The following is a 23,810-nucleotide window of genomic DNA, read 5'->3' as shown; positions in this document are numbered from 1 at the left end:
TTCATATTAAAAAATCTAACGTATCCTTACCTGGAATAAGGGAACAACCCCAAACATTTGTCCCTGTTTAAACATCTGCAAGCTCTCAAGCGTAGAAACACCCAGATGGTTGCGAGAAAACGTAAATGTCGCAAAGGCTAATATACGATCGGTTCATGCACGAGCTCTCGAGGGAATCGACCCAGCTCAATCGGGAGACTATCGCCCCTTGCCCGTCATTGCAGCACCTCATCAGCAACTATTTTGTGCTACAGCAAGAAAGCCAATGCCCTACATCTGCTCAGTGGTATATCCTTCCAGACAACTGTGCTCACCTCATCTTCTATCTATTTGAAAATGGCAAGACTGTGTCTGCAAAATGGGCGATGGTAGGCCCACGATCCCGTCACAAGATGATCAGTCGGCAAAATCGCCTTTTTACCTTCATTTGCTCATTTCGGCCAGGCGGAATGGCTCCGTTCGGGAGGCTTCCACTCAGCGAATTGACAGACTCGTCCAGCGAAGCGAGCTATATTTTGAAAGCCTATGACGAGAGTGCATACGAAGCATTAACCAGGTATGCGCTGCAGCATGATTTGTCGGGTTTTGTTGGGCGTCTTGAGACATTCCTGCTTCGAGCACCTGAAAGTGCAACCATCATCCATCCAGTCGTGAGTGCCTTCTGTAACAGTTATCGAGATCACCTGAACAGACCTCAGCTAGATGTGGTAGCAAAAAAACTGGGGTACTCTGACCGGCATTTGAGGAGTCTTCTAAGGATGCATGTGGGGCATTCGCCAAAAATGATCACACAAATTGATCGGTTTACTTGTTCGCTGCTACAAAGCGATCGTCAACAGAACTGGGCCAGTATTGCCCATGCTTCGGGTTATTACGACCAATCCCATATGATTTCCGACTACCACAAGCTTGTGGGCACCAGCCCTGAAAAACTCTTCTCATAGTGGTGCATTTCCGTTTTCTCCAATACAAGCTTGACTCCACTCCTTACCTTCGACCTAAAAAAAGATGAAAAAGTGCCTGCTCCTCATACTTGTCCTCTGCCACTCGGGCTTATCGGCTCAAACACCACAAGTGGAAATCACCACGAAAAACGACAGTGACCGGGAAAAGGCTACCGCCGACCTGCTACGAGAAGTGCTATCGGAATATGACCTTAGCCAGTGGGTATTTACCCGCCAGGTAGTGATCGAACAAATGGCTATCCCCCACAGCCATCCGGTGCTTACGCTCAATACCCGCTCTAGCGATAAAACAGATATTCTCGACACCTTTGTTCATGAGCAGCTACATTGGTATGTCGACAAGAAACCTGATGCAGAAAAGGCGGCTATTGATGCCTTCAAAAAAAAGTACAAAGAGGTGCCTTATCAAAATGCTGCCGGTGCCAGAGACGAGTACTCCACCTACCTGCACCTGATTGTGTGCTATCTGGAGTACAGGAGTATGGCCATGCTTATTGGGGAGAATGAGGCCAAACAGCTGATGTGGAACCAAACCCACTATACCTGGATTTATAACAAGGTCATTGAAGACACCGCCTACCTGAGCAACGTGTTGAAGCAAAATGGCTTTGATTTGGTGGAATAGTCCGACCACGGGCCATTGTCGGCACAAACTTTGTCTGTCTCTATTTAGTGATCCTCGCCAGATACTGATCATTCTCGTCAGTATGCAATATCTCCACCTCCAGACCTATCTCCGCACCAATCTTGGCGAGCGTTTCCTGGTCGACATACACCCAGTCGAACCAGTCGCCCTTCTCTCCTTGGTATTCGTACTGGTAGCTAATCTCGCCGTAGTAGCCCTCAGGTTTGGGAATGCTCAACTCGTAGAGATAGCTTATGTCTGAGGAATCGACGAGAATTTGCCCACCTTTCTTCAGCAGCTTCATACAGTGCTCAAGCAGTGGCTTCACTCCAGCAAGTTTACCAGCCAGGCCCAATCCGTTCATAAGCATCAGTACGGTGTCGTACTTTCCTTTGTGTTTGCGGTAGTCATCACTGATTACCTGCCCCACTCCCGACTGCTTCATTACCTCCACACACCCGGGCGAGTTTTCCAGCGCATCCACATCAAACCCACGGGAAGCCAGAATGAGGGAATGCACACCGGCGCCAGCTCCCAAATCGAGTACTTTACCTTTGCATTCAATCAATGCCAGCAGGTCAAGTACGCTCAGATCTTCCTCCTCCCTAAAGAAAACCTCCACGGGCATCTCTTCCGAGCTCCCGTAAGAAGTGTGCAGCATCAGCGGGCTATATGCTTTGCCCTGGTAGTAGTCAACAATGGCTTTGCCGTGGAGGTCTTTCAAGACGAGAGAGATAATTGAACAGCAAATATTGTATGAAAAATACAGATTCAAAAAACTCTTGCCGTCCTGGCCCAAAATCTTTCAATCAGCTATCAATCGCTAGAGGATATCGACACCTACCTAAGCCGCAAACTCAGCCCCAGCCAAATAAGGAATGAAGTGATATAAATGATTGCGCCGTACATCGTGGTAGTGAGTGACGTTCTCAATGCTTCGTAAACAAGTCCTGGCGTGATATCACCCGCCGCTTCGATCGCCTTGAAAGCACCATAGAGAATATTGAGCTGCCCAAGAACGCCTACCACCAAAGCCAGGAGACCAAGATCTCTGATGTAGTGGATCTTTCGGGAAGCTTTGGTCAACTCCCACTCTGCTTTGAAAACTGGTAGCCCATTGATGACTGACAACACCAGCATAGCAGCAAAAATGAGGGTCATTGCTCCCATAAACATGAACCCGTGTGTGTCGAGATGTTCAAACATAGCATGTGTTTTTTTAGTGAAAAATTGTTCGCCAAAGCTAGACTGGCCTGACACCTTCTGGCAAGGTTGTATGCGTAGCTCGTTCCGTAGTTCGTCGACTTTTCACCTAAAAGAATGAAAAAATGTACATTTTTATTCCTGACTATGAAAGAAAGAGTTCTAAAACATAGTGGATTTTGGTTGCTTATCATTTTTGTGCTCACCGTCTATTACGGACGAGTGAATAGCAACTACCCCCAGGCGTTTTACTTCGTATCGCTGCTAACACCAGTGGCTGTCGGCACAGCCTATTTTTTCAACTATGTGCTGGTGCCACGCTACCTGCTGCCGAAAAGATACTGGAGGTTTGCGCTGTACCTGATATACACGGTCATCATCACCGTTTACTTCGAAGTGGTGGTCATGACCATCTCATTCACAGTGATGGAAAATTTTCAACTAGGCGACATGAATCCGCTGACTACTGATCCCATTTCTATGGCTGTTACTATTTACCTGATTGTTTTGGTAGTTGCCTTCATTCGGCTGGTAGCATTTTTTCAGAAGTCAGCTTCTGAGAAGGTAGCCCTGATGGAGTCCTTTGAGAAGGAAAAGGCTAAATCACTCGTGGTTATAGCTGACCGAAAGCAGGTACCCATTCCCTTAAACAATATTGCGTACATCGAAAGCCTGGCAGACTATGTCCAGATTTTTCACGATGGTCAAAAAACAATTACCAGGGAAAAGATCAGTTCGCTTGAGAAATCTCTTCCCAGCAATTTTTTGAGAATACACAGGTCTTTCATCGTTAATAGTTTGCGAATCACCTCCTTCGACAGTGAATCGGTATTCATTGGGGATATGGTAGTGCCTATTGGAAGGAAATTTAAAAAAGTGGGAATGCTGAACGCAAAGCTTCGAAAAACAAAGGTCTAGAAATTCACTTCAAAAACTCCTTCGGGGTAACGCCCTTTTGGCGTTTAAAAGCCCTGTTAAATGTGGACTTGCTGCTGAAACCACATTCGTAAGCAACTCCCAGCAGTGATAGCTGCTCACCTCTGCCCTTTTCCAGCAAGTCAACTACCTCGTTCACCCGGTAGTCGTTCACAAAATCGTTAAAGCTTTTTTCAAAAAAATTGTTTAAAACAAACGACAGTCGGCTTGAGTTGGTATTGGCCAGGCGAGCCATGTCACCAAGCGTCAAATCGCTTTGAAGATAAAGCTTGTCCCTTTCCATCAGCGCTATCAAGGTAGTTCTGATGCTTTCAACATCTTCAGGAGCCAGGCTAAGTTTGGTCTTGTTCGTGCTATCATCGGCAATAGCCGTAAGTTTTGGTTGCTGCTGATGGTAGCCTGAAATTGAAACGAAGTAGATAATGATTACAATAATCACCTTGTCCCACCAATCCTGAGCATAGTCGAGGCTGGCAAAGTGATCAAAAATCTCCATTCCCCAGCTTACCATTATCCCTGCCAAAAACAGCACAATCAAATCCCTGAACCAGGAAAATGAAACTGTTTCCAGATCGGAAAAAGCTGATGGTGCCCAGCTCCGGAACTTGCGGTAGTAGTTGTAGGAAATTATTAAGTAAGAGACGTTCGATACGAATGTCAGTAATTGCTCCAAAAAGCCAATATGATAACCTCGTTGTATCCCTTCATCCCATTGAACAACAAAGTCGTGACCAAGCGAGAAGACGATGATGTGATACAAAAAGAAAAATATGAAAGGAACGAAATGCCAATACTGAGAAAGCCTTAATTGGAAGTTCGGGGTGGTTTGACTGAAAAAGTATAAGTAGAAAAAAGGACCGATCAACAACCCCAGATTGTGAGGAAAAAAGTACAATTCCTGCCAGAGGACATTGATACCCATGAACCCCAGCATGTACGGAACAACCTCTATGCAAAGCGCCAACAACAAAAACCCGAGTAGCGTGTCAGAGATCCGTTCGTTTCTGTACCCACGTATCCAAAGCAAGATCGCATACAAAGCCCCTTGAATAAAGCCCAGCAAAAGCGCTACTGAATAAATATTAAGTTGAATAGCATTCACCTAATTGAGTTTAATAGTTGCGCCTTCATTTACTGATTGAACCTCCAGCAGTAACTCGCCTTTCATTTCGTTCTCTCCCTGACTATATAACAACGTGCCCACTGGCCACTCTTCTTCCTTTTTCATTAGTGGGCCAATCGCAAAGCCGTAAGAAAAATGGTGGGTCGGTGGCCCTTTTACAAAAAGCTTTTTCTCCCTCCAATTGTTATTGTAAAGTACAATTTGTACCCGTTCGGTGCTGATGCGCTGCTGACTTTCGCTATCGGTCATCAAAACTTCATCTGAGAAATTTCCGGTAATGAGTGGCTCTCCGGAGTACAATACCGTTCCATTTCCTGTCATCTCCCCGAAAATACTATTGACTTTTAAACTTCGGATATCCACTTTGGTTTGCTTTGAAAAAATAGAAAGTTTTGCAACCGATCCCTCCAGCATCACACTTCCCACATCACCCTGGAAGGTGAGTTCAGGAGAGTCTATATTCTTGACAATCACATCAGCCCATCCTTCGGTTTCTAGTGCAGTAAGGTATGGAATTTGAATGGTGATTTTAACCTCGGTTGGCTCGATCCAGCTGGTGCCCGCATCGATTTCAAGGACTCCCCCACTTTTTCTGATATTGATGAAATCGTCAATATTACTATCAGTGTAAAGTTCCACCAAAGGCATTTCACCGCAGCGAATTTCAGCAAATGCCCAGGAGCCAGACATTTTGATAGTAGAGAAACCCTCGATGATCCTTGAGGTTGTAACTAGCTTGCCATTACCATGAATGGCCTTGTTTTGTGCAGTTAAGTCTTGCACACCTGTGGTTAATCCAAACAGCAGAAATAGTAGCGTCAGTCTTTTCATAATTTTTTTTTAGCAAATGACTCAAAAATGAAAAGTCACATCGCTTCAAATTATGATTTGGCACACATTACTTCATCGTCTCCTGCACGTACTCAGATCGTGCAACAATGTCCTTTACAAAACGGCTTGCTCTGCCAACTTTCATGCACTATATTCCCCCTTAGAAAAAAACAGCCATGCCAGCAGACCAATATCCGGGAGTGCATATGTATCGCCGTGTGGTGCGAGCTAAGCTGTTCATTGATACCCACTACCACGAGCCAATCAATGTAGACAACATTGCTGACGAGGCTTATTTCTCCAAGTTTCATTTCATCAGGCTTTTCAACAGCATCTACGGCAAAACACCCAACCAATACCTGATAGCGGTACGGGTCGAGAAAGCAAAAGAGCTTCTACAAGCTGAAAAATCAGTGTCGGAGGCCTGCTCGTCGGTTGGATTCGAAAGTCTTAGTTCTTTCAGTGGACTGTTCAAAAAAGTGACTGGCACTACGCCTTCTATCTTTCTCAAAAACCATCAAAAGGTGTCAATGGCCAAAAAAGACGCCCCGTTAAAGTTTGTGCCGGGCTGTTTCATTTCCAACAATGGTTGGGATGAGAATAGCAATTTTCGAGAAATGACTGACTGACTTATTGCCTTATTTTGCGTCAACATCAACACGCAAAATATGATCACGAGACTTTCACACACCACCATCTTTGTCCGTAACCAGGACAACGCTTACGATTTTTACACCAACAAACTTGGCTTTAAAGTAGTGGATGACATGCCCATGGGCAAGGACACCCGTTGGCTCACCGTGTCGCCACCAGACCAGCCGAACCTGGAGATTGTGCTGTTCCCCATTACGGTGGGTAAAATGTACCCGGAAGAAACCGCCAATATCATGCTAGAGCTTTTGCAAAAAGGCAAGCTGGCAAACGGTGTATTTGAGTGCAACGACATTTACGCTACTTACGAGGAGCTCAAATCCAAAGGAGTAGAGTTTTTGAAAGCCCCCACCGAAGAGTTTTATGGTGTTGAAGCACATTTCAAGGACGACTCCGGCAACTGGTTCTCATTGCAGCCAAAGAGCAACTTTACCCCAACTGAATAGCGAATATGAAAAGCGTATTTGACGAAAATGTCCGGGCTGAGCTAATCGGCAGGGTGAACACCATTACCGAGTCAAGTGTGGCTCAATGGGGCAAAATGAATGTGTTTCAAATGCTGAAGCATTCCACCAAGTGGAGTGAGTGGGTACTTGGCACTCACAAGCAGGTTTATAAGCAGGAGCTACTGGGGCGAATCTTTGGCAAAATGGCGTTACGCAGCAATGTAAAAGACGACCAGCCAATGAAGAAAAACATACCATCTGGTCGGGATTTTGTGATAAAAGACAAAACCGGAGACGTGGAACTTCAAAAAATGGCCTGGATAGAAAGAATCACTGAATATGAGCATTTCGACAACCCCGACTTTATCCACGATTTCTTCGGAGTAATGACCAGAGAGGAAATCGGCATATTTGTCTACAAGCACTCCGACCATCACTTACGACAGTTTGGAGCTTGAGAAAGTGTGGAGTTGGTTAGAACTTACCCGGATGCAACTCTCAGATTCTTTTCAATCTAAACAGCCTGAAAAGAATCCCCCGCCACCACGTGTGTTGTCTTGAGTCCCGGAAACTTCTTGTTCATCCAGCCCACCAGGTATTTCATGCCTGGCTCTTCGCTGCGCTGGTGACCTAAAATGATGAGAGCCTTGCGAATACCTGCCGTCTGAGCATCCCGCACATACTCTGCCGTTTCCCATTCGTTGATTTCGCCCACTACCAGCAGCTCAATGTCTTCTTTACTTAGCATGTTGATTTGACTAGTGCCGCCGGAAGCGCCTAACCTTAGTCCCACTTTGGTCACCTTCATTGAAGCATCCCCAACGATAAAAGGCCGCTTGAGATCTAGCTTTTTCTTCAGTTCAAGGGCAACATCTTTTACGGAGGCATTGGGTATCGTCAGCAGATTGGGCTTTTCGCTGTCTTTGCTCTGGTATTTCTTCCAGTTCGTTTCTTCGAGAAAACCTTCGGTGATTCCATCAGGACGGTGGCGGTGCCAGTAGTCATGGAAGCGCCAGACCACAATCCCATTATCGGCGATCAGCTTCTTTTTGTATTGGTACACTGGGTCGTTTTCTAACCAGTCTGTACTGTCGAGGTGGTTGTAGAAGGTAGGTTCGTGACTGATGATGAAGTTGGCACCCAGGCTGGCTGCCTTTTTGATCACTTCGACATTGTCCATAAAAGTGGTGACCACGCCAGTGCACTTTTGAGAACCATCGCCCTGCTTGATCGTATCCACCGTTTGATCCAATTTGCCACCAGGGATCGTAGCAATGATCTGATCGATGACCTGCTGGATGGTGAGGTCTCCCTGCATGGGCGTTGGGTTGCCCCAAGCCGAGAAAACGCCGGAGCCCAGCACAGTAGCTCCTGCAACGGAGGCTGTGGTATTTTTAAGGAAGGTTCTTCTGGTGTTCATGGTGTTGCTGATTTTCGGATACTATTATTTCAATTGACTACACTTTATGAATGAGGTTCCACTCTTGGCGATATTTCCTCGACAGGTAGCTATTCGCCTCTTCGTCCCCTTTGAATTCTTCCTTTTTGGCGTTCCATTTTAAAGGTCTACCCAGCCGGTAGCTAATCAAAGCCAGGTGCATGGGTAGTGTCATTTCTCTCGCATACTGCAAATTAGACTCAGGCTCAGTCCGTGATTTCACCGCATCCACAAAATTCTGCTGGTGACCAGGCGAGCGAATGATAGTCTTGGGAATTTCCGGAATGTCCTTTACTGTTTCGCCATTGATGGTGATTTCCATAGAACCGTAGTCGCAAATCAGTGTGCCCTTGCTGGCCTCAAAGTAAGCACCAATGCCTCTGTCTTTAGCTCCCGGTACATTAGGTGGCTCTGTGGTCCAATACAGCTTCAGTCCGTCAAATTGCATTTCGGCATCCAGCCACTTAGGCGCATCAGCGATGCCTTCCGGCTTTTCTCCTACGGCACTTACACTTTTTAATCCTTTTGGCGCAATCGACCACCAAACAATGTCGGCGATATGGCACCAGAAGTCAGCAAAAACTCCACCCGAATAGTCCATAAAGTAGCGGTAAGTGAAATGAGTGCGCTCTTTGATATAAGGCACTTTGGGTGCAGGGCCAAGCCACATGTCGTAGTTGAAAGTACTCGGAGGAGTAGAAGGACTTGGATTGCCCAGGTCTGGCGGCCCACCTGTTTTCCACAAGCGAACAGTATGCACATCGCCAATCGCACCTGACTTGATGATCTCTGCCACCCTGTGGTAGTTATCGCCAGCATGAATTTGAGTACCCAACTGAAAAATTCTTTTGTACTTCTTCTGATTGATCGCCATCAAGCGGCCTTCCTTGACATCATAAGAAAGTGGTTTTTCACCATACACATCCTTGCCTGCCTGGAAAGCCATCACGGCAATTTGTGCATGCCAATGGTCAGGCGTGGCCACGGTGATGGCGTCTATTTCTTTATCGTCGAGAATCTTACGGAAGTCGCCATACAACTTCGCTTTCGTGCCGGGCACAAGGCCCTGCAATGTTTTAAAGGTGGAGTTGAGGTGCTCCTCGTCGAGGTCGCACAGCGCCACAATGTCCACTTCAGGCAGTTTGGCAAACCAGTTCATGTGGTTGTTGCCCATACCTCCGAGGCCAATATGAGCTACCCTTAGCTTGTCGCTGGGAGCGGCTTTGGAAATGAGATTGGGAAGAATTGTAAGGCCAAGCGCCCCGGCGGCTGATTTGGTGAGGAAGGATCGTCTGTTGAGTGAGTTCATGTGGGGGTGTTTCTTAGGGTTCAAGGTAAATTAAGAATTCCTACGTTTCTGTGCACCCTGGATGACAGGAACGGCTCTATTATTTTTTTCACGCAAAGGCGCAGAGGCGCAAAGATTTTGCTTTGCGCCTTAGCGCCTTTGCGTGCTTTATACTATTTCATAAAAAAGACCTGCGACAACGGTGTCGACACGGGCGAGCTATCCTCATTCGTTTCCATAATATCGGCCATATAGGCCCACCATTTCTGCACGATAGGATTTTGCCCCAGGTTCTGCGAACCACCAGCGCCGCTCACACTTTGTACGGCAAACAAGGTATTGGACTCCTCATCAAGGAAAATGGAATAGTCCGATACGCCGGAATCACTCAGCAGCTGCTTCAGCTCGGGCCAGATCTCGTCATGTCGCTTTTTGTATTCAACTGCAAAGCCCGGCTTCAGCTTCATTTTGAATGCTCTCTTCATCTTTACTTCCCGTTCAAATAGCCCATGTCCATCAACCAGTCTGCCATGCGCTGCGGCCAGCCTCTCAAGCTGACAAACTCCGACCGGTAGCCCATATTGAAGGCGTGTGCGCCTTTAGCGTATACGTGAGCCTCAACAGGTCGCTTGGCCTGACGGTATTTGAGCAGCAGGCTCATGACGGGCTCGGAGCAGCAGTCGTCGTTGGTTGCCACCACCATAAAAACCGGCGGAGCATCAGCAGGCACCTTTTCAGGAATACCCAACGGCCCTGGATACACCAGCATCTGGAAGTCTGGCTTGCCATTTACCTTATCGACAGGGTCCTTGGCATTGGCGTCACCTTTGCCGTCTCCGTAAGCCACCCACGACACTACTTCGCCACCGGCAGAGAACCCCATGATCCCGATGCGCTCCGGGTTCACGCCAAACTCTTTTGCTTTGCTCCTGATCGTTCGCACCGCCCGGTAAGCATCTTCTTTGGCTTCCTTTCCTACTGTGTAAGGCGAATTCTCTTCTCTGGCCAGGCGATACTTTAGCACAAAGGCAGTAATGCCTAACGAATTGAGAAAGTCGGCTGCTTCTTTCCCCTCGCCATTATACACCAGGGTGCGGTGCCCTCCTCCGGGACAGATCACTACAGCTGTGCCATTGGCCTTGTCTTTGGATGGATAATAAACGGTAATGGAAGGGTTGTGTATATTCTTGACCCACCAGTCCTTAGCCTCCTCTGGTTGGTCTTTCAGGTTTTCGAAACCGGGTGCGCCATTAGGCCACAGGTACATTTGCTTGCCCGATTCCTGGGCGACAACGATACAGCTGACAAGCACAAGACCTGTCATCATCAACATTTTTTTCATTTTTAAGTAGGTTTTAAAACAGGTAAAAGATTCCGCTTTTCAGTTCACAGTATCCATTTGGCCAGCACCTCCCCTACGAAGTAGGCAAAAGCTGCTGCCAGTCCACCCAGCGCCAGAGTCTGGATGATGCTTTTCATTTTATTGATATTAGTAACGACTCCCCTCAAGTAACCGACGAGAATAAGCGACAGACCAGTACCCACGCATGAGATAGGGAAAAGCGCTGAAGGGTTAACATCGGTGAACATGGCGACCACGTACACCACCAGGGGGATAAAACCCACGATGTTAAAGCTGATAAAGGTGGCGATGGCGGTACTCAACGGCGATTTACTTTCTCTGGTCATCTCCAGCTCCTCCTTCATCATGGTGTCCACCCACACCTTTTTGTCCGATATAATCGTCTCTACCACATCGTCCAACAATTTCCCTTTAAAGCCCTTGGCTTCATATATTTCCCTGACCTCCTCAATTTCCTTTTCTCTCAGGTGCTCAATCTCCCAGTACTCCACGGCTTCATGCTTGTCGTAATTATCCAGAGCAGCTTTGCTGGAAAAATAATTACCCACCGACATGGAAAAACCGTCTGCTATTAAGTTGGCAAAGCCAAATATCAGCACCCAGCGGATATCAGCATTGGCGCCAGCAGCACCCGCCACTACGGCAAAGGTGGTGATGGAACCGTCGATCCCACCGTAGACAAACTCTGCAATATACTCCTTGTCGAAAAAGAGCCATTTGCCCTCCTTATGTAATTTAGCTTCGTTCATTTATCAAAGATTAGCTGGCGAAAATCCCATACATTTGCCTGACCTGAATTTAAAAAACCATGACTGATAAATAAGGGCGAGGTGAAATTATTATTGTAGAGCTGGCCTGTGCCCAAACCCTGAGGCATATCAAGTGGGAATTCTGCCGTAAACTGGGCAATAGCATTCAATCCAATATTTGACTCCAGCGCCGACGTCATCCACCAGCCAACGTTTCTCTTCTGGGCCAGGTCTATCCATTCTCTGGTTGCCATAAAGCCACCTAGCAGCGAGGGTTTCAGCACAATGAACTGTGGCTTGATAAAATCAAGCAGTTCCGCTTTCATGGCCTTTTGTTCCACCCCAATCAGCTCTTCGTCGAGGGCGATGGGCACCGGCGACCGACTGCACAACACATGGTAGGCCTCCCACTGCCCTGCCTGCACCGGCTGTTCGATGGAATGAAGCTGATACTGGCTGAGCTTCTCAAGCTTCACAAGCGCCTCTGCTGGTTTGAAGGCCCCATTGGCATCCACCCGAAGGGTGATATCATTTGGCCCAAATTCTTTTCGAATGCCAGCCAGAATCTCACATTCGGTTTCAAAATCAATCGCACCAATTTTTAGTTTTAAACAGGTGTATCCTGCATCAAGCTTCTCTTTGATTTGTTTCAGCATGAAGTCCTTGTCTCCCATCCAAATAAGCCCGTTGATCGGGATAGGCAAACTGCCGGTGGTGAAGGAGTTTTTGAATATAATGCCCGACCCGCCATTCATAAAGTCCAAAAGGGCTGTCTCCAGAGCAAATCTGAGTGACGGGTAGCCCGACGGCACTAACTGATGCGCACGGTGCAATGCATCCTCCACGGTACCAGGAATTCTTACAGGCAGGATGTCGCTCTGAAGAGTTTTGATAACGTCCGGCAGGTCATCTATGTCTTCCATGCTAAGCCCCTTCAATGGTCCAGCCTCTCCAAGTCCAAACATTTTTGGATCCGAGGGGTCATACAATTTGAGAAGTATACTGGGCTTTTCCTTTAACACACCTCTTGAGGTGCCTGCATCAAATGTAAACTGAAGTGTGTGGGTAGTAAAATCTAGTTTTAAAGGCATGCGGGTTGATTATGTAGCTTTTTGTTACAGACTATGGCCGTATTTGGTCTATTTTTGCCAAAAAAGGTCAATGTCTCCTCAAATTAACGTTTCCGAATATACTTATGATCTACCAGACGAAAGAATAGCTAAATTTCCTCTGGAAGACAGATCGGCATCAAAGCTACTTTTTTACAACAAAGGGAGCATTGAGCACCTTCGCTTTAAAAGCATTCCCAGTCTGCTTCCTGAAAACACCTCTCTCTACTTTAACAATACCAAAGTAATCCCCGCCCGACTTGCCTTTCAGAAACCTACGGGCGCTGTAATAGAAATCTTCTTGCTTCAACCAACTTTGCCGTCGCCTGTCATTTCTGTGGCGATGGAGGCCAAGAGCCCTGTGGTTTGGAAATGCATGATCGGCAACGCCAAACGCTGGAAAGAAGGTGTCCTTGAAAGAAACATCGAACTCGAAGGAGCCACGGTGAAAGTTGAGGTAAAACGGCTGGGCACTGACGAAGTGCAACTAAGCTGGGATAAATCCGCTGCCCGTTTTGTAGACGTGGTGGACGCCATTGGCAAAACTCCACTGCCGCCCTATCTGCATCGTGAGGCAATAGAGAACGACAAAAAAACTTATCAAACTGTTTATGGTGAGAAAGATGGCGCCGTGGCGGCTCCCACAGCGGGTCTTCATTTTACGGATGAAGTCATACAACAACTGCGTGGCAAAGGGATTATTACCAACTTTCTGACGCTCCATGTCAGCGCAGGTACCTTTCAGCCGATAAAAACAACCACCGCCGAAGAGCATGTGATGCATTCTGAGCAAGTCATTATCAGAAGAGAGAACCTTGAGCAACTTTTAGTGCCGGAAAGATTCAACGTAGCCGTTGGCACCACTTCCATGCGCACACTCGAAAGCACCTACTGGTATGGGGTGATGCTGGATCGCAATCCAGACGCTGACTTCCTTATACCCAAGCTCTTGCCGTATGACCAACAGGCTTCGTTGCTTTCGTCAAAAGAAAGCATCATGAATATATTAAACAGAATGGATGCGTTGGGTGTTGATGAATTGACGGGCTCAACAGAGATTTTCATTTTCCCAGGCTACAAATTCAAATTGGTGAACGGGCTGATTACCAACTTTCATCAACCCAACTCTACGCTGATTCTGCTGGTCGCAGCATTTGTAGGCCACGATTGGCGAAAGATATACAACGAAGCGCTTGGCAACGGTTACCGGTTTCTGAGCTACGGGGATTCTTCTTTGTTAATTCCCGGGAATTAGTCAATTTAAACCATGGAAAAAGCTGACAAGGTGGGAGAAAGTATCAAAGGCTGGTGGGCAAGTTTCAATGAATTATTACAAACACCGCTCTTCTCCTTTGGGGATAGCCAAATAGACCTGGGGCATATATTCTATCTCCTTGTATCGGTCTCTGTACTTGTGATCGCAAGCCGGTGGCTGATGAGGCTGGTAGTTAACAAGCTGCTCAAAAACACCGCTATGGAAAAGGGCATGCTGCAGTCAGTGGCTACCCTGGTGAGGTTCGGCATTCTGGTCATAGGCTTTATCGTCATCTTTCAGTCGGCAGGCATCGACCTGAGCTCGTTGAGCATTTTGGCTGGTGCGCTGGGTGTTGGTATCGGTTTTGGCTTGCAAAACATTACCAACAACTTCATTTCAGGCCTCATCATTCTTTTCGAAAGGCCTATTAAAGTAGGCGACCGAATTGAGGTGGGCGATATAGCGGGCGACGTCATCAGCATCAATGCGAGGGCCACCACCATCATCACCAACGACAACATTTCGGTGATTGTACCCAACTCCGAGTTCATTTCAGGCACGGTGATCAACTGGAGTCATTCCGACAGAAATGTGAGGTTCCTGTTTCCTGTGGGTGTAAGCTATAAAGAAGATCCTGAGAAAGTAAAAAAGATCCTTTTGGAAGTGGCCGACAAAAACCAATATGTGCTCAAAAGCCCTCCTCCTACAGTCATGTTTGATGAATTTGGCGACAGCTCCTTAAACTTCTACCTTGGCGTTTGGACATCCACCCACATTGAAAAGCCCAGGGTGCTAAAAAGCGAACTCTATTTTGAAATATTTAAGAAGTTTACAGAACACAATATCGAAATTCCATTCCCCCAAAGAGATTTGCACATCAAGACTTCTCCCGTTACAGTGGAACAAATTCAATCAAAACTGAATTGACCTTATTATGACTCCACAACCCTTGAAATCGCAAGCCATTTTTGTTGGAAAAACTGTCGTTGCACATCTGGTCTCCTATGCTGTAGCGGCAACGGCAGGCTACTACTTCCTCCTTCGTGACCTCTACAACAACGAGGCCTCGCCGCTAAAGGGCTACCTGGCCACTCCCGGAGAGCCAGAAGAATGGGCCTTGATAGGGGAAAAGCTTTTTCCCATCGAGTTGGTAAGGGGGTTTCTGATTGGCATCGTCTTTTTTTCTATCAGCAAAACCTTGCAGCGCTGGGGCCGAAAAAGAAGGTTCATCGCTATCATTGGCTTTTACTTTATTGTCGGGTTCCTTGCTAGCCCGGGCATATCTCCGGGTAGTTTGGAAGGCATGCTCTACATGCAAAATCAATTTGCTCCGCTGGTTCACGAGCGGTTTTTCTGGGTCACCTTCCTCCAATCAGTGATTATGGCGCTCATTCTTAGCAACTGGATCAGAACCTCCTTGCCCGAAGAGAACTAGCAAATACCTCAAATCGACATTTTCTAAGGCATTTTTTGTCACATTGTTTAATTTTGCCAATTCATTTCGAAACCAGGCACCATGCGGAAGCTCTTTCTTATAGTTCTCAGTGTTCTTCTTTATACTTCAACAACGGCTCAGTCGGCCGACAACCCAATCTCCGATTCAGTTTCTTTCAAGACACCTTATCAAAGCATCTACACCTTTCTACGCTATCTGCAGGAAGATTCTTATTATCCTGAGCTAGCGGCAGGCATTGTTAAGCAGACCCTTAGAGGCAGCGAAGAGGCCCAGGAGGTCGTTGTGCAATTAAAGCAGGTGCTGGATGGCGAGGGGCATTTTATCTACCTCGAAGATTTACCTAACGACCCTGACTACACCGACACCGTCTCCAGGCAAAAACGGTACGTGCTGGTGAAAGACTACCCGAACATTTACCTGGAAAAGTACAATGACAAGTGGTTGCTATCCGAAAAATCGGTAAGAGAGATTGGCAAACTTCACGAAAAAGTCTTCCCATTTGGCACCGACAAGCTACTCAACCTGCTGCCCAAGCTCGGAACAAAAAAATATATGGGCCTGCATGTGTGGCAATTGGTAGGCATTCTTGTCCTGATCCTCGGCTGTGTACTCATTCACAAGCTGCTGACCTTTTTGTTTGAAAAAATCATCATGCAGGCCTTGCTTCGGGCGGGCTACGAACGGCTGGCCGATGAATATATTTTGCCCGTGGCCAGGCCTGTGAGTTTATTTGTTGTATTCCTGCTGCTATTCATTTTCATTCCGGTGTTGCAGTTGCCCCCAGGAACTATGCAGTATGTGGTAATGGGCGTAAAAGCTGCTCTGCCCTTCTTTGGTACTATGGTTTTTTATCATCTGGTGGAAATCCTTTGTGTGTACCTGCAGCGTTTGGCACTAAAAACAAAGAGTACGTTGGATGACCAGCTGGTGCCGCTGGTAAGAAGAGCATTAAAAATATTTGTTGTGCTGGTTGGAGGCCTTTTCATCCTCGACAACCTCAATATTCCCATACTTCCGCTGTTAACTGGTCTCTCCATTGGAGGCTTGGCATTTGCCCTTGCAGCTCAGGACACGATCAAGAACCTGTTTGGCTCGCTGATGATCTTCATCGACAAGCCCTTTCAGATAGGTGACTGGATCACGTCAGGCGACATCGATGGCTCCGTGGAAGAAGTAGGCTTCCGTTCAACGAGGATCAGAACCTTTCGGAATTCGCTGATGTATGTTCCAAATGGGAAACTTGCCGATGCCATGATCGATAACCATGGGCTGAGAGTGTACCGACGTTATTACACCAAACTGAGTATTACCTACGACACGCCACCACCACTTATCGAAACGTTTGTGGAAGGGCTGAAGGAAATAGTGAAAACTCACCCGACGACACGAAAGGACTACATAGAGGTTAGCTTCAACGAGTTCGGCCCTTCCAGTCTGAACATCATGTTCTATATGTTCTTTGAGGTGCCCACCTGGTCAGAAGAGCTACAGGGCCGCCATGAAATCAACCTGGAGATAATGAAGCTGGCCGAACACCTGGGAATCAACTTCGCCTTCCCTACGCAAACGCTTCACATCGAAAACATGCCCGGCAAACCGAGCCTGTCACCGACTTATGAAGTGGAGAAGGTCGGGGAGAGGATGCGGGGGTATTTTGGTTCACAAAAAAATGAAAAATAGACTGTAGATAACCTATTATTCTTTAATGATTGATTCCTGATAGTAAATTTGATCATCCAGGACGATAATTAATTGGTATACACCCCTGCGAAGCCTGTCCGTTGCCATTGTTAGCTTATTCTGATTTTCAAACTTTCGATTTTCCACCAGCTTTCCGGCCATGTCGTAAATGCTTATTGACAGCGCAGAGTAATTGACCCCAAGCGACACATGAAGCAGGTTGCCAACGGGAATTGGGAATACCGAAATTTCGTCCTTTGCCAATTCAGAGAGAACAGAAGTCGCTTCTGCAAAAATGCATTCTGACATGGTCTCGCATCCATTTTTGGTAATACTTACTGCGTACTCTCCGCTTTCGCTCACTGTCAACAGCTGTCCTACCTGACCGTCGATTTTCTCCAGTCCACCTTCAATGCACTTAAACCACTGGTACTGAGCATTGGACTCTGTCGCAGTTAGCTTCTTTCCGGTTATTGTTATTTCGTTATTTAGCGATAGAATTTCGAGATTTAGATTGACCAAAGAATCACAACCCGACTGAGCCGTGAATACCTCAGAGTAATCGCCTGCTATTTCCAGACTTTGTGAGCCAAAAATGTACACCTCCCCTTCGCAAATCGATATTGCCTGAGTCTCCTCCGTGACAGAAGCCATTGCTAGCGAAAGTACGACTGTACTGTCGCACCCTTGAGTGGTTTTGAATAATTGAGTATAGTTACCTGGCGACGAAAGGATTTGTGACCCAAATGAATATGTTTCGCCAATGCAAATATTGGCAGTAACAGATTCGGTTGATGCAGGATTGACGCTCAAATTGAGCACAACAGTACTGTCGCAGCCATTTGCAGACTGAAACAGTTCTGTGTACTCCCCCGTTGTTGTGAGGTTTTGTACGCCAAACGCAAAGTTTTCACCAGCACAAATGGATGCTGAATGTGTTTGACTGAAAACTGGGTTGACATTCAGGGTTAGCACAACTGTACTATCGCAGCCACTAGCGGACTGAAACAACTCAGTATAGTCTCCCTGGCTATCGAGGCTTTGCGAGCCAAATACAAAAGTTTCACCCTGACAGATCGTCGCAGTCGTCGACTCCGAAAACATTTGATTTACCTTTAAACTTAACACGACGGTGCTATCACAGTTGCTGAGCGACTGAAAGAGTTCTGTGTATTCTCCGGCCGATGTTAGGCTTTGCGAACCGAATAGATAGGTTTCACCTTCGCAAATGGTAGCAATTGCTGTCTCCGTAAAAATCGGATTCACTTTCAGGTTGAGAACAACTGTGCTATCGCAACTACTGGCCGATTGAAAAAGCTCGGTATACTCTCCTGTAACAGTGAGGCTTTGGGTGCCAAATGTGTAAGTATCACCTTCGCAGATGGAAGCTGTAGCCGACTCGTTAAAAATAGGGTTGACTTTAAGATTGAGCATGACAGTGCTATCACACCCGTATTGTGACTGAAATAGCTCCGTGAATTCTCCGGCCGATGTTAGGCTTTGCGAACCGAATAGATAGGTTTCTCCATTGCAAATAGCAACTGCCGCTGTTTCGTTGAATGTGGGACGTACCATCAGGTTAACGGTGACCGTACTATCACAACCATGTACCGTCTGAAAGAGCTCCGTGTACTCTCCCTCCATTGTTAGGTTTTGAGAACCAAACTCGAAAGTTTCACCATCACACAGATTGACGGTTTGTTCTCTGACAAATACTGGATTGATGGTTATGTGAAGTGTGAGAGTACTATCACATCCTGCCTTATTGGTAAGCAATTGCATAAACTCGCCACTCTCGGTGAAGGTTTCACCATTGATAGTTAGACTCTCGCAGGCCTCCTCCGAGTATTCTGCAGTTGTCGGAAAACACACTTCATACCATCGTGGCATGAATACGTCGGCGGATAAAATATCGGGTGTGCCGTCGTCGTTTACATCCACTATTTCCAGTTGGTTAGCAGAATTGCTACCATCTGATTTGATGTCAAAGTGAGTAAAAACTTCCTCTCCATCGTTTATATACACTTTGATCCCAGAAGAGTAGGTGATAGCAAAGTCCATGTCACCATCTCCATCAAGGTCACCAGCCTTTACCTCTTCACCTTGCAGTATTCCTTCATTAGGGAGCACTATTTCGAGCCCGAAAGTCCCGGCACCGTCCGTGTTCTCAAACCAGCTGGGACTACCAGTCAAAATATCAAGATCTCCGTCTCCATCTAAATCTGTTGCTGCTACAGCCCGAAGCTGGTTCACAGTTGAAACCGAATGTCGGCTGCTTTCGGCAAAAACGCCATCAGTGTTTTTAAAAACAACTACCTCATCGGTTCCGTCAGCGGTTGCCAGCACGTCTAAATCGTCATCCCCATCCAGGTCTCCAAACGTGGCCGACGACACGTTATCGACATTTGTCGATAGTGACTTGTAACTGGCAATAGTACCATCTGAGTCAATATTGTGAGCCCGAATAGCATTGAGGTAATACTGTGTAAAAAGGATATTTGGCAAACCGTCGTCGTCCAGTTCTACTATATCAAATATATTGCTTGAATTGCCAGGACCGACCAGGGAGAGCCCTCCTGAGCGATCAGAAATAATCAAGTCCTGAATTTCAAACTCGCCGTTATCCAAGTTTTTGAGCCACCCGAGGTCAACAGAATTTATATAGACGATATCTTCCAATTCATCTCCATCGATATCTGCAAAGCCAACATCGAGCACCTTGCTGATCGTGTCAGTCAGAATAATCTGCTCTCCGTAAACTCCATCTCCAAGCCCTTCTACCCACGAGATATTCTGATCTTCATAAGAGGCCATCAAAATGTCCTTCACCCCATCATTATTCAAATCTACGTTCAGCATCTGAGTGGTTTGATAGGAAGTATTGGATAAATACACTGGTTCATCAAACTTCCAATCAGCAACGTTTCTATAATGAACTACTTTGAGTTGTGAAGAAGTCAAAATCAGGTCGTCTAATCCATCATTGTTGAAATCGTCAGCTAGAATATTTGCACTAGTGTAAGGTGCCAATCCAAAGGTGTTTTTCCTTGTAAACGTTTCATTTTGATTGTTTTCGAAAACGGAAATCCTGTTATCAGTAAATCCCGTTACTTCACTTGATTGAATAGCTGCCAGGTCTAAAAAATCATCGCCGTTGAAGTCACCAATGCTGATAGCTGCTGTTCCGAAATTATTCAGGACGATCTCAGAATAAGAAGCGTTAGCATTGTTTCGCAGCCACATGGCGCTCCCACTTGACCCAGAACTTTGCCCGATAACTAAATCAACAAAAGTATCATTGTTAAGATCGGCTGTAGCAAATTCAACTTTCGATGATCCCTGAAAGGTGTATGCGATGGTGTCAGGCTCGTCAAATCCATCCAAATTTCCTGAGAAAAGCTGCACGTAAATTAACGAAGAAGAGTAAAGAACGTCTATGAGGCCATCGCCATTTAAGTCCTCCAGAATCATGTTAGACACATTTCGAACATTATTGATAATACCGCTGTTACCAGGGTTATTAACTAAGTCATAAATCGAATTGACCACAACCTGCTCATTAAAAGATCCTAAGCCATCGGTATTTTTGATCCACATCCCGGGCCCCATGATGTCAAGGTCACCGTCGTCGTCGATATCACCTAACCTTGCCGTGTTCCAATAACTACTTCCTGCCTGCTCTTGGATAGTATTTTCCGTAAAGTTTCCGGCTCCGTCATTTTCATACCACCTGAGCCCATTACTCGCCATGTTAACAAAAACATCCTTTTTGCCATCACCATTAATATCGCCATAGTCTATATCTACTGGTGTGTCCGGCAACAGGGAGATGGCATCTGCATCAAGAAAATTTCCCGCTCCGTCGTTTCTGAACAACAGCAGTCTTGGAGTTAGTACGGTCGTCTCATACACTATCAAATCGCTATCCCCATCTGCATCAACATCAAAGGAAATTGCCTTGTCCGGGTAGTAGATAAACTTGCTGTCATCCAGCAAATCGTGTGGCAGAAACTGTTGGGCGGAAGTTAAGCTGTAGCTAAACAAGATCGTAAGAGCAAGCGTGATGAGCTTCTTCATAAAGTAGTCACTGGTGGTGTACAAAGAAGACCATCTCACCACCCCTAACCTATACTCCTTTATGAGTATTTTTCACCTTGAGAAAATTAAAAAAAACGCCTCCTTTTGGCTTTTAACTAGCATCAAATATTATTATCAATAATGAACTTCATCATGGAGGCAAAGTTCTTGAGTCCGAGCTTGGAGGCAATGTTTTTACGATGCGTTTTTATGGTAAACTGACTCAGGTTAAGCTGATCGGCCATCTCCTTTGTGGTCATTCCTTGCTTAATGTGCTGAATAATCTCCATTTCCCTCCTCGTGAGATTAAACTGCTTCACAAAACTTTCGTCTTCAGTAAAGCTGGCTGTGTGGTCAGGCCTGCGTGAAGGGAACACCGTTTCCCCAAAAGCAACCTTTCTTATTGCCTCCACCAGCCTTTCTCTGGGGCTGGTTTTAAGCAAGTAACCACGTGCGCCGTATTCCCGAGCCTTCTGTATCATATAGTCCTCTCCGTAGGTGGAAAGCATTACAATCTTAACAAGGGGATTCCAAGAGTTGATTTCCCGTGTCACTTCAAGTCCATTCATGCCAGGCATATTAATATCCATCAATACTACATCCACTTGCGTATCTCTCAACAGCGACTGTAACTGTTTCCCGCCGGTAGCGGTGCCCACCACCTCCAGGTCGGGCTCCTTTGTTAGCATTAACCTCAGACCATCAATAAACAACAAATGATCATCAGCAATAACGATTCTCACTTTAGCTGTCATTTTGTCTTGATTTAAGTGGAATAGAAACAATTATAGTAGTTCCGGCCTTATTGGAGTCAATGGCCAACTCACCTTGAAGGTACTGCACCCTCGACTGAATGCTTTTCAGGCCGATTCCGTTTCCTGACCCATCGGAAAAGCCTTTGCCATTGTCCTCCACAACCATCTCGAAGGACTCATCGTGATAAAAAAGTTGAATAGTTGCTTCAGTAGCCTCAGCATGTTTCAGAATGTTGTTAGTGAGTTCCATCACGATCCGGTAGATCATCAACTCCTCATCTTTTCCAAAATACTTGCTCCCTCCCTTTTGGTAAAAAGCAAAGCTTACCCTTGAATCTTCATTCAACTGTTGCACGTAGGCGGCTATCACATCCTTAAGACTGGTGTTAGCAAACTCCGGCGGCATAAGATTATGTGAAACCTGCCTTACATGCGCTGAGGTATCGTCCAACAACTGCATAAGCGAAGATTTTTGTCCTTCGTCCGACTCCAGCGACTGAAGGTTCAGTTTTATAACAGCCAAATTGCTACCCAAATCGTCGTGAAGATCTTCTGCAATTCGCTTTCTTTCTTCTTCTTGCGCACTAATGATCCTTTTTACCTGCACCACCTTCTGCTTTTGAAGCTGCGCCGCAATCTTGTTCTTCTCAATTTCGTGCCTCTGGTAGCGATACATAAGGCCAAATGAGATGACCATGGTTTCAACAACGATCCCAATTTCAAAAAGAGAGGGGGGAAGTAAATACGAGTCTGACGTAAGGAACAGGATTCGCTCAATGCCACCGAAGAGGAAGATGCCCAGTCCCGCCAGAATTAGCCATCCAGGCTTAAACCCTTTGTATATACCGTATGTGCTATAGATGAGTATTGTTAGGAGCCCCACAAATGTTGTTGCGTTGGTTGTCTTTACAACAAAAACCTCAACGAGGTTGGAAGGCTCCACCAAAAAAACAAGCCACTGCACAAAAGTCATCGTCAGTAACGACCATTTCACAATAGACACTGCTTTGAAAACATAGTCATCCCTTGAGATGCCGCCAATGAACAACTGGACAACATGCATTAAGAGTACAATTGCAATGGCCCCAGAACTCGCCATAGAGGTGGCTCTGTAACCCAGTTCGGAGTCTAGCCCAAAAAATTCCTGATCCAAACCTTCATGTTTTAAGAGTAGAAATATTTGCGCAGCGATATATATGGTGTACCAGAAGTGTATTTTTTCTCGATTATTTAAAAACAAGTAAAAGTTAAAAATCAGAAACAATAACAATAGCCCTATCATAATGCCAAATAAGAAATAGAACTTATTCTCCCTTTTTTTCATAGCTCTCGGGTGAAAAAGTGCGAATGCAAATGTCTTATAGGCATGGCTCTCATCTAAGCGAAGATAAAAGGAGTCAACGGAGTTGGCCGGGATTATAATTGGATAGAGGTAGTGGGAATGTAAGTAAGGTCGGCTCTCAAAAGGATGAGAATAGCCAGTATGGCCAAGGGATTTTAAGGTGCCCTGGTGATTTTGAAAGAGTTCGGCATCTCTGACGCCGAGCTGTCCCATAAAGAAAAACAGTTCTTTGTCCACAGAATCTTTATTTTCGACGGAGAACCTGTACCAATAAAAATATGGGTCATATCCCCAGAAAATCACCGAGGCCTCACCCATTGGCCTAAAATTTCCCCTTTGTTGCAATACTGAGTCAAGGGTTACCAAAGTATCAGCCTTAAAGATTTCGATATAGCTGTTAATGAAGGGAAATGTATCTTCTTTGCAAATAGCTGCATCTATTGGCTGGCTAACCGACTTCACCGCACACACGAGCGTCACAATAATCAAAAGAGTCGTTCTCAGAAAGGCTGCCATTA

Annotated in this window: 23 protein-coding genes; 10 read left to right on the top strand and 13 right to left on the bottom strand. The window is 46.0% G+C overall.

From position 1 onward, the window contains the following. Positions 1–155 precede the first annotated feature (155 nt). Together RIG68_RS13150 and RIG68_RS13145 are read left to right on the top strand one after the other, a co-directional pair. Complete coding sequence (locus RIG68_RS13150; RefSeq protein ID WP_350122843.1) at positions 156–944, top strand: DUF6597 domain-containing transcriptional factor; 789 nt, start codon at positions 156–158, stop codon at positions 942–944. A gap of 64 nt (positions 945–1,008) precedes the next feature. Further along, the gene (locus RIG68_RS13145; RefSeq protein ID WP_350122840.1) at positions 1,009–1,590 is read left to right on the top strand and encodes a hypothetical protein; all 582 of its coding nucleotides are present in this window, start codon (positions 1,009–1,011) and stop codon (positions 1,588–1,590) included. Positions 1,591–1,630: 40 nt separating this feature from the next. Here the strand turns inward: RIG68_RS13145 and RIG68_RS13140 are convergent, their stop codons facing one another. Beyond that, the gene (locus RIG68_RS13140) at positions 1,631–2,314 is read right to left on the bottom strand and encodes a class I SAM-dependent methyltransferase (RefSeq protein ID WP_350122837.1); all 684 of its coding nucleotides are present in this window, start codon (positions 2,312–2,314) and stop codon (positions 1,631–1,633) included. Positions 2,315–2,430: 116 nt separating this feature from the next. Beyond that, positions 2,431–2,796, bottom strand: a complete 366-nt coding sequence (locus RIG68_RS13135; RefSeq protein ID WP_350122834.1) for a MotA/TolQ/ExbB proton channel family protein — start codon at positions 2,794–2,796, stop codon at positions 2,431–2,433. A 144-nt stretch (positions 2,797–2,940) separates the two neighbouring features. Between RIG68_RS13135 and RIG68_RS13130 the strand changes: the two genes are divergently transcribed. Beyond that, positions 2,941–3,711 carry a LytR/AlgR family response regulator transcription factor gene (locus tag RIG68_RS13130; RefSeq protein ID WP_350122831.1) on the top strand — a complete coding sequence of 257 codons (771 nt, stop codon included), beginning with the start codon at positions 2,941–2,943 and terminating at the stop codon, positions 3,709–3,711. A 4-nt stretch (positions 3,712–3,715) separates the two neighbouring features. Here RIG68_RS13130 and RIG68_RS13125 read toward each other — a convergent pair whose 3' ends face one another. Continuing rightward, complete coding sequence (locus RIG68_RS13125) at positions 3,716–4,831, bottom strand: helix-turn-helix domain-containing protein (RefSeq protein ID WP_350122828.1); 1,116 nt, start codon at positions 4,829–4,831, stop codon at positions 3,716–3,718. Then, the gene (locus RIG68_RS13120) at positions 4,832–5,683 is read right to left on the bottom strand and encodes a GIN domain-containing protein (RefSeq protein WP_350122825.1); all 852 of its coding nucleotides are present in this window, start codon (positions 5,681–5,683) and stop codon (positions 4,832–4,834) included. Between the two features lie 176 nt (positions 5,684–5,859). Between RIG68_RS13120 and RIG68_RS13115 the strand changes: the two genes are divergently transcribed. Genes RIG68_RS13115 through RIG68_RS13105 form a run of 3 tightly spaced genes read left to right on the top strand, consistent with a single transcriptional unit; the run spans position 5,860 to position 7,238 of the window. Then, positions 5,860–6,312, top strand: a complete 453-nt coding sequence (locus tag RIG68_RS13115) for a helix-turn-helix domain-containing protein (protein WP_350122822.1) — start codon at positions 5,860–5,862, stop codon at positions 6,310–6,312. Positions 6,313–6,351: 39 nt separating this feature from the next. Continuing rightward, the gene (locus RIG68_RS13110; RefSeq protein WP_350122819.1) at positions 6,352–6,780 is read left to right on the top strand and encodes a VOC family protein; all 429 of its coding nucleotides are present in this window, start codon (positions 6,352–6,354) and stop codon (positions 6,778–6,780) included. Between the two features lie 5 nt (positions 6,781–6,785). Then, a complete protein-coding gene (locus tag RIG68_RS13105; protein WP_350122816.1) occupies positions 6,786–7,238 on the top strand; it encodes a DUF1569 domain-containing protein in 453 nt (150 codons plus the stop codon). A gap of 56 nt (positions 7,239–7,294) precedes the next feature. Here the strand turns inward: RIG68_RS13105 and RIG68_RS13100 are convergent, their stop codons facing one another. The 6 genes from RIG68_RS13100 to RIG68_RS13075 form a co-directional block, all read right to left on the bottom strand. Continuing rightward, positions 7,295–8,200: a Nif3-like dinuclear metal center hexameric protein gene (locus tag RIG68_RS13100; RefSeq protein WP_350122813.1), complete on the bottom strand. Its 906-nt coding sequence runs from the start codon at positions 8,198–8,200 to the stop codon at positions 7,295–7,297. A 37-nt stretch (positions 8,201–8,237) separates the two neighbouring features. Further along, positions 8,238–9,527 (bottom strand): Gfo/Idh/MocA family protein, encoded by a 1,290-nt coding sequence (locus RIG68_RS13095; protein ID WP_350122810.1) that lies wholly within the window; start codon positions 9,525–9,527, stop codon positions 8,238–8,240. Positions 9,528–9,679: 152 nt separating this feature from the next. Further along, on the bottom strand, positions 9,680–9,991 hold the full coding sequence (gene rhaM / locus RIG68_RS13090; protein ID WP_350122807.1) for an L-rhamnose mutarotase: 312 nt from the start codon (positions 9,989–9,991) through the stop codon (positions 9,680–9,682). A 2-nt stretch (positions 9,992–9,993) separates the two neighbouring features. Further along, complete coding sequence (locus tag RIG68_RS13085) at positions 9,994–10,848, bottom strand: alpha/beta hydrolase (RefSeq protein ID WP_350122804.1); 855 nt, start codon at positions 10,846–10,848, stop codon at positions 9,994–9,996. A 44-nt stretch (positions 10,849–10,892) separates the two neighbouring features. Then, complete coding sequence (locus RIG68_RS13080; RefSeq protein ID WP_151998281.1) at positions 10,893–11,618, bottom strand: VIT1/CCC1 transporter family protein; 726 nt, start codon at positions 11,616–11,618, stop codon at positions 10,893–10,895. Next, the gene (locus tag RIG68_RS13075) at positions 11,615–12,709 is read right to left on the bottom strand and encodes an o-succinylbenzoate synthase (protein ID WP_151998280.1); all 1,095 of its coding nucleotides are present in this window, start codon (positions 12,707–12,709) and stop codon (positions 11,615–11,617) included. The genes RIG68_RS13080 and RIG68_RS13075 overlap by 4 nt, the downstream gene beginning before the upstream one ends. Before the next feature lie 70 nt (positions 12,710–12,779). On the opposite strand from RIG68_RS13075, the gene RIG68_RS13070 reads away from it, so the two are divergent. From RIG68_RS13070 to RIG68_RS13055, 4 genes are all read left to right on the top strand, one after another. After that, positions 12,780–13,982 (top strand): S-adenosylmethionine:tRNA ribosyltransferase-isomerase, encoded by a 1,203-nt coding sequence (locus RIG68_RS13070; RefSeq protein ID WP_350122801.1) that lies wholly within the window; start codon positions 12,780–12,782, stop codon positions 13,980–13,982. Positions 13,983–13,994: 12 nt separating this feature from the next. Next, positions 13,995–14,909, top strand: coding sequence for a mechanosensitive ion channel family protein (locus RIG68_RS13065; protein WP_350122798.1), 915 nt, complete (start codon positions 13,995–13,997; stop codon positions 14,907–14,909). A gap of 7 nt (positions 14,910–14,916) precedes the next feature. Further along, positions 14,917–15,417, top strand: coding sequence for a hypothetical protein (locus tag RIG68_RS13060; RefSeq protein ID WP_151998277.1), 501 nt, complete (start codon positions 14,917–14,919; stop codon positions 15,415–15,417). 81 nt (positions 15,418–15,498) lie between these two features. Next, the gene (locus tag RIG68_RS13055; protein WP_350122795.1) at positions 15,499–17,118 is read left to right on the top strand and encodes a mechanosensitive ion channel family protein; all 1,620 of its coding nucleotides are present in this window, start codon (positions 15,499–15,501) and stop codon (positions 17,116–17,118) included. A gap of 15 nt (positions 17,119–17,133) precedes the next feature. On the opposite strand, the gene RIG68_RS13050 is transcribed toward RIG68_RS13055, so the two are convergent. The 3 genes from RIG68_RS13050 to RIG68_RS13040 form a co-directional block, all read right to left on the bottom strand. Beyond that, complete coding sequence (locus RIG68_RS13050; RefSeq protein ID WP_350122792.1) at positions 17,134–21,195, bottom strand: T9SS type A sorting domain-containing protein; 4,062 nt, start codon at positions 21,193–21,195, stop codon at positions 17,134–17,136. A gap of 122 nt (positions 21,196–21,317) precedes the next feature. Beyond that, positions 21,318–21,950, bottom strand: a complete 633-nt coding sequence (locus RIG68_RS13045) for a response regulator (RefSeq protein WP_350122789.1) — start codon at positions 21,948–21,950, stop codon at positions 21,318–21,320. Next, positions 21,940–23,808 (bottom strand): sensor histidine kinase, encoded by a 1,869-nt coding sequence (locus RIG68_RS13040; RefSeq protein WP_350122786.1) that lies wholly within the window; start codon positions 23,806–23,808, stop codon positions 21,940–21,942. The genes RIG68_RS13045 and RIG68_RS13040 overlap by 11 nt, the downstream gene beginning before the upstream one ends. Between the last annotated feature and the right edge of the window lie 2 nt (positions 23,809–23,810).

It is taken from the genome of Imperialibacter sp., assembly GCF_040222385.1.
In the GTDB taxonomy this organism is placed as follows: Bacteria; Bacteroidota; Bacteroidia; order Cytophagales; family Cyclobacteriaceae; genus Imperialibacter.
The sequence above is the reverse complement of the archived record's forward strand: the minus strand, read 5'-3'. Positions and strand labels throughout refer to the sequence as shown.

What these genes read in the sequence shown, in the direction of transcription:
- RIG68_RS13115 (WP_350122822.1), top strand. Translation starts at nt 5,860, where the DNA reads ATGCCAGCAGACCAATATCCGGGAGTGCATATGTATCGCCGTGTGGTG.
- RIG68_RS13105 (WP_350122816.1), top strand. Translation starts at nt 6,786, where the DNA reads ATGAAAAGCGTATTTGACGAAAATGTCCGGGCTGAGCTAATCGGCAGG.
- RIG68_RS13150 (WP_350122843.1), top strand. Translation starts at nt 156, where the DNA reads ATGCACGAGCTCTCGAGGGAATCGACCCAGCTCAATCGGGAGACTATC.
- RIG68_RS13080 (WP_151998281.1), bottom strand. Translation starts at nt 11,618, where the DNA reads ATGAACGAAGCTAAATTACATAAGGAGGGCAAATGGCTCTTTTTCGAC.
- RIG68_RS13060 (WP_151998277.1), top strand. Translation starts at nt 14,917, where the DNA reads ATGACTCCACAACCCTTGAAATCGCAAGCCATTTTTGTTGGAAAAACT.
- RIG68_RS13130 (WP_350122831.1), top strand. Translation starts at nt 2,941, where the DNA reads ATGAAAGAAAGAGTTCTAAAACATAGTGGATTTTGGTTGCTTATCATT.
- RIG68_RS13070 (WP_350122801.1), top strand. Translation starts at nt 12,780, where the DNA reads ATGTCTCCTCAAATTAACGTTTCCGAATATACTTATGATCTACCAGAC.
- RIG68_RS13085 (WP_350122804.1), bottom strand. Translation starts at nt 10,848, where the DNA reads ATGAAAAAAATGTTGATGATGACAGGTCTTGTGCTTGTCAGCTGTATC.
- RIG68_RS13110 (WP_350122819.1), top strand. Translation starts at nt 6,352, where the DNA reads ATGATCACGAGACTTTCACACACCACCATCTTTGTCCGTAACCAGGAC.
- RIG68_RS13145 (WP_350122840.1), top strand. Translation starts at nt 1,009, where the DNA reads ATGAAAAAGTGCCTGCTCCTCATACTTGTCCTCTGCCACTCGGGCTTA.
- RIG68_RS13040 (WP_350122786.1), bottom strand. Translation starts at nt 23,808, where the DNA reads ATGGCAGCCTTTCTGAGAACGACTCTTTTGATTATTGTGACGCTCGTG.
- rhaM (WP_350122807.1), bottom strand. Translation starts at nt 9,991, where the DNA reads ATGAAGAGAGCATTCAAAATGAAGCTGAAGCCGGGCTTTGCAGTTGAA.
- RIG68_RS13135 (WP_350122834.1), bottom strand. Translation starts at nt 2,796, where the DNA reads ATGTTTGAACATCTCGACACACACGGGTTCATGTTTATGGGAGCAATG.
- RIG68_RS13075 (WP_151998280.1), bottom strand. Translation starts at nt 12,709, where the DNA reads ATGCCTTTAAAACTAGATTTTACTACCCACACACTTCAGTTTACATTT.
- RIG68_RS13050 (WP_350122792.1), bottom strand. Translation starts at nt 21,195, where the DNA reads ATGAAGAAGCTCATCACGCTTGCTCTTACGATCTTGTTTAGCTACAGC.
- RIG68_RS13100 (WP_350122813.1), bottom strand. Translation starts at nt 8,200, where the DNA reads ATGAACACCAGAAGAACCTTCCTTAAAAATACCACAGCCTCCGTTGCA.
- RIG68_RS13120 (WP_350122825.1), bottom strand. Translation starts at nt 5,683, where the DNA reads ATGAAAAGACTGACGCTACTATTTCTGCTGTTTGGATTAACCACAGGT.
- RIG68_RS13055 (WP_350122795.1), top strand. Translation starts at nt 15,499, where the DNA reads ATGCGGAAGCTCTTTCTTATAGTTCTCAGTGTTCTTCTTTATACTTCA.
- RIG68_RS13045 (WP_350122789.1), bottom strand. Translation starts at nt 21,950, where the DNA reads ATGACAGCTAAAGTGAGAATCGTTATTGCTGATGATCATTTGTTGTTT.
- RIG68_RS13095 (WP_350122810.1), bottom strand. Translation starts at nt 9,527, where the DNA reads ATGAACTCACTCAACAGACGATCCTTCCTCACCAAATCAGCCGCCGGG.
- RIG68_RS13065 (WP_350122798.1), top strand. Translation starts at nt 13,995, where the DNA reads ATGGAAAAAGCTGACAAGGTGGGAGAAAGTATCAAAGGCTGGTGGGCA.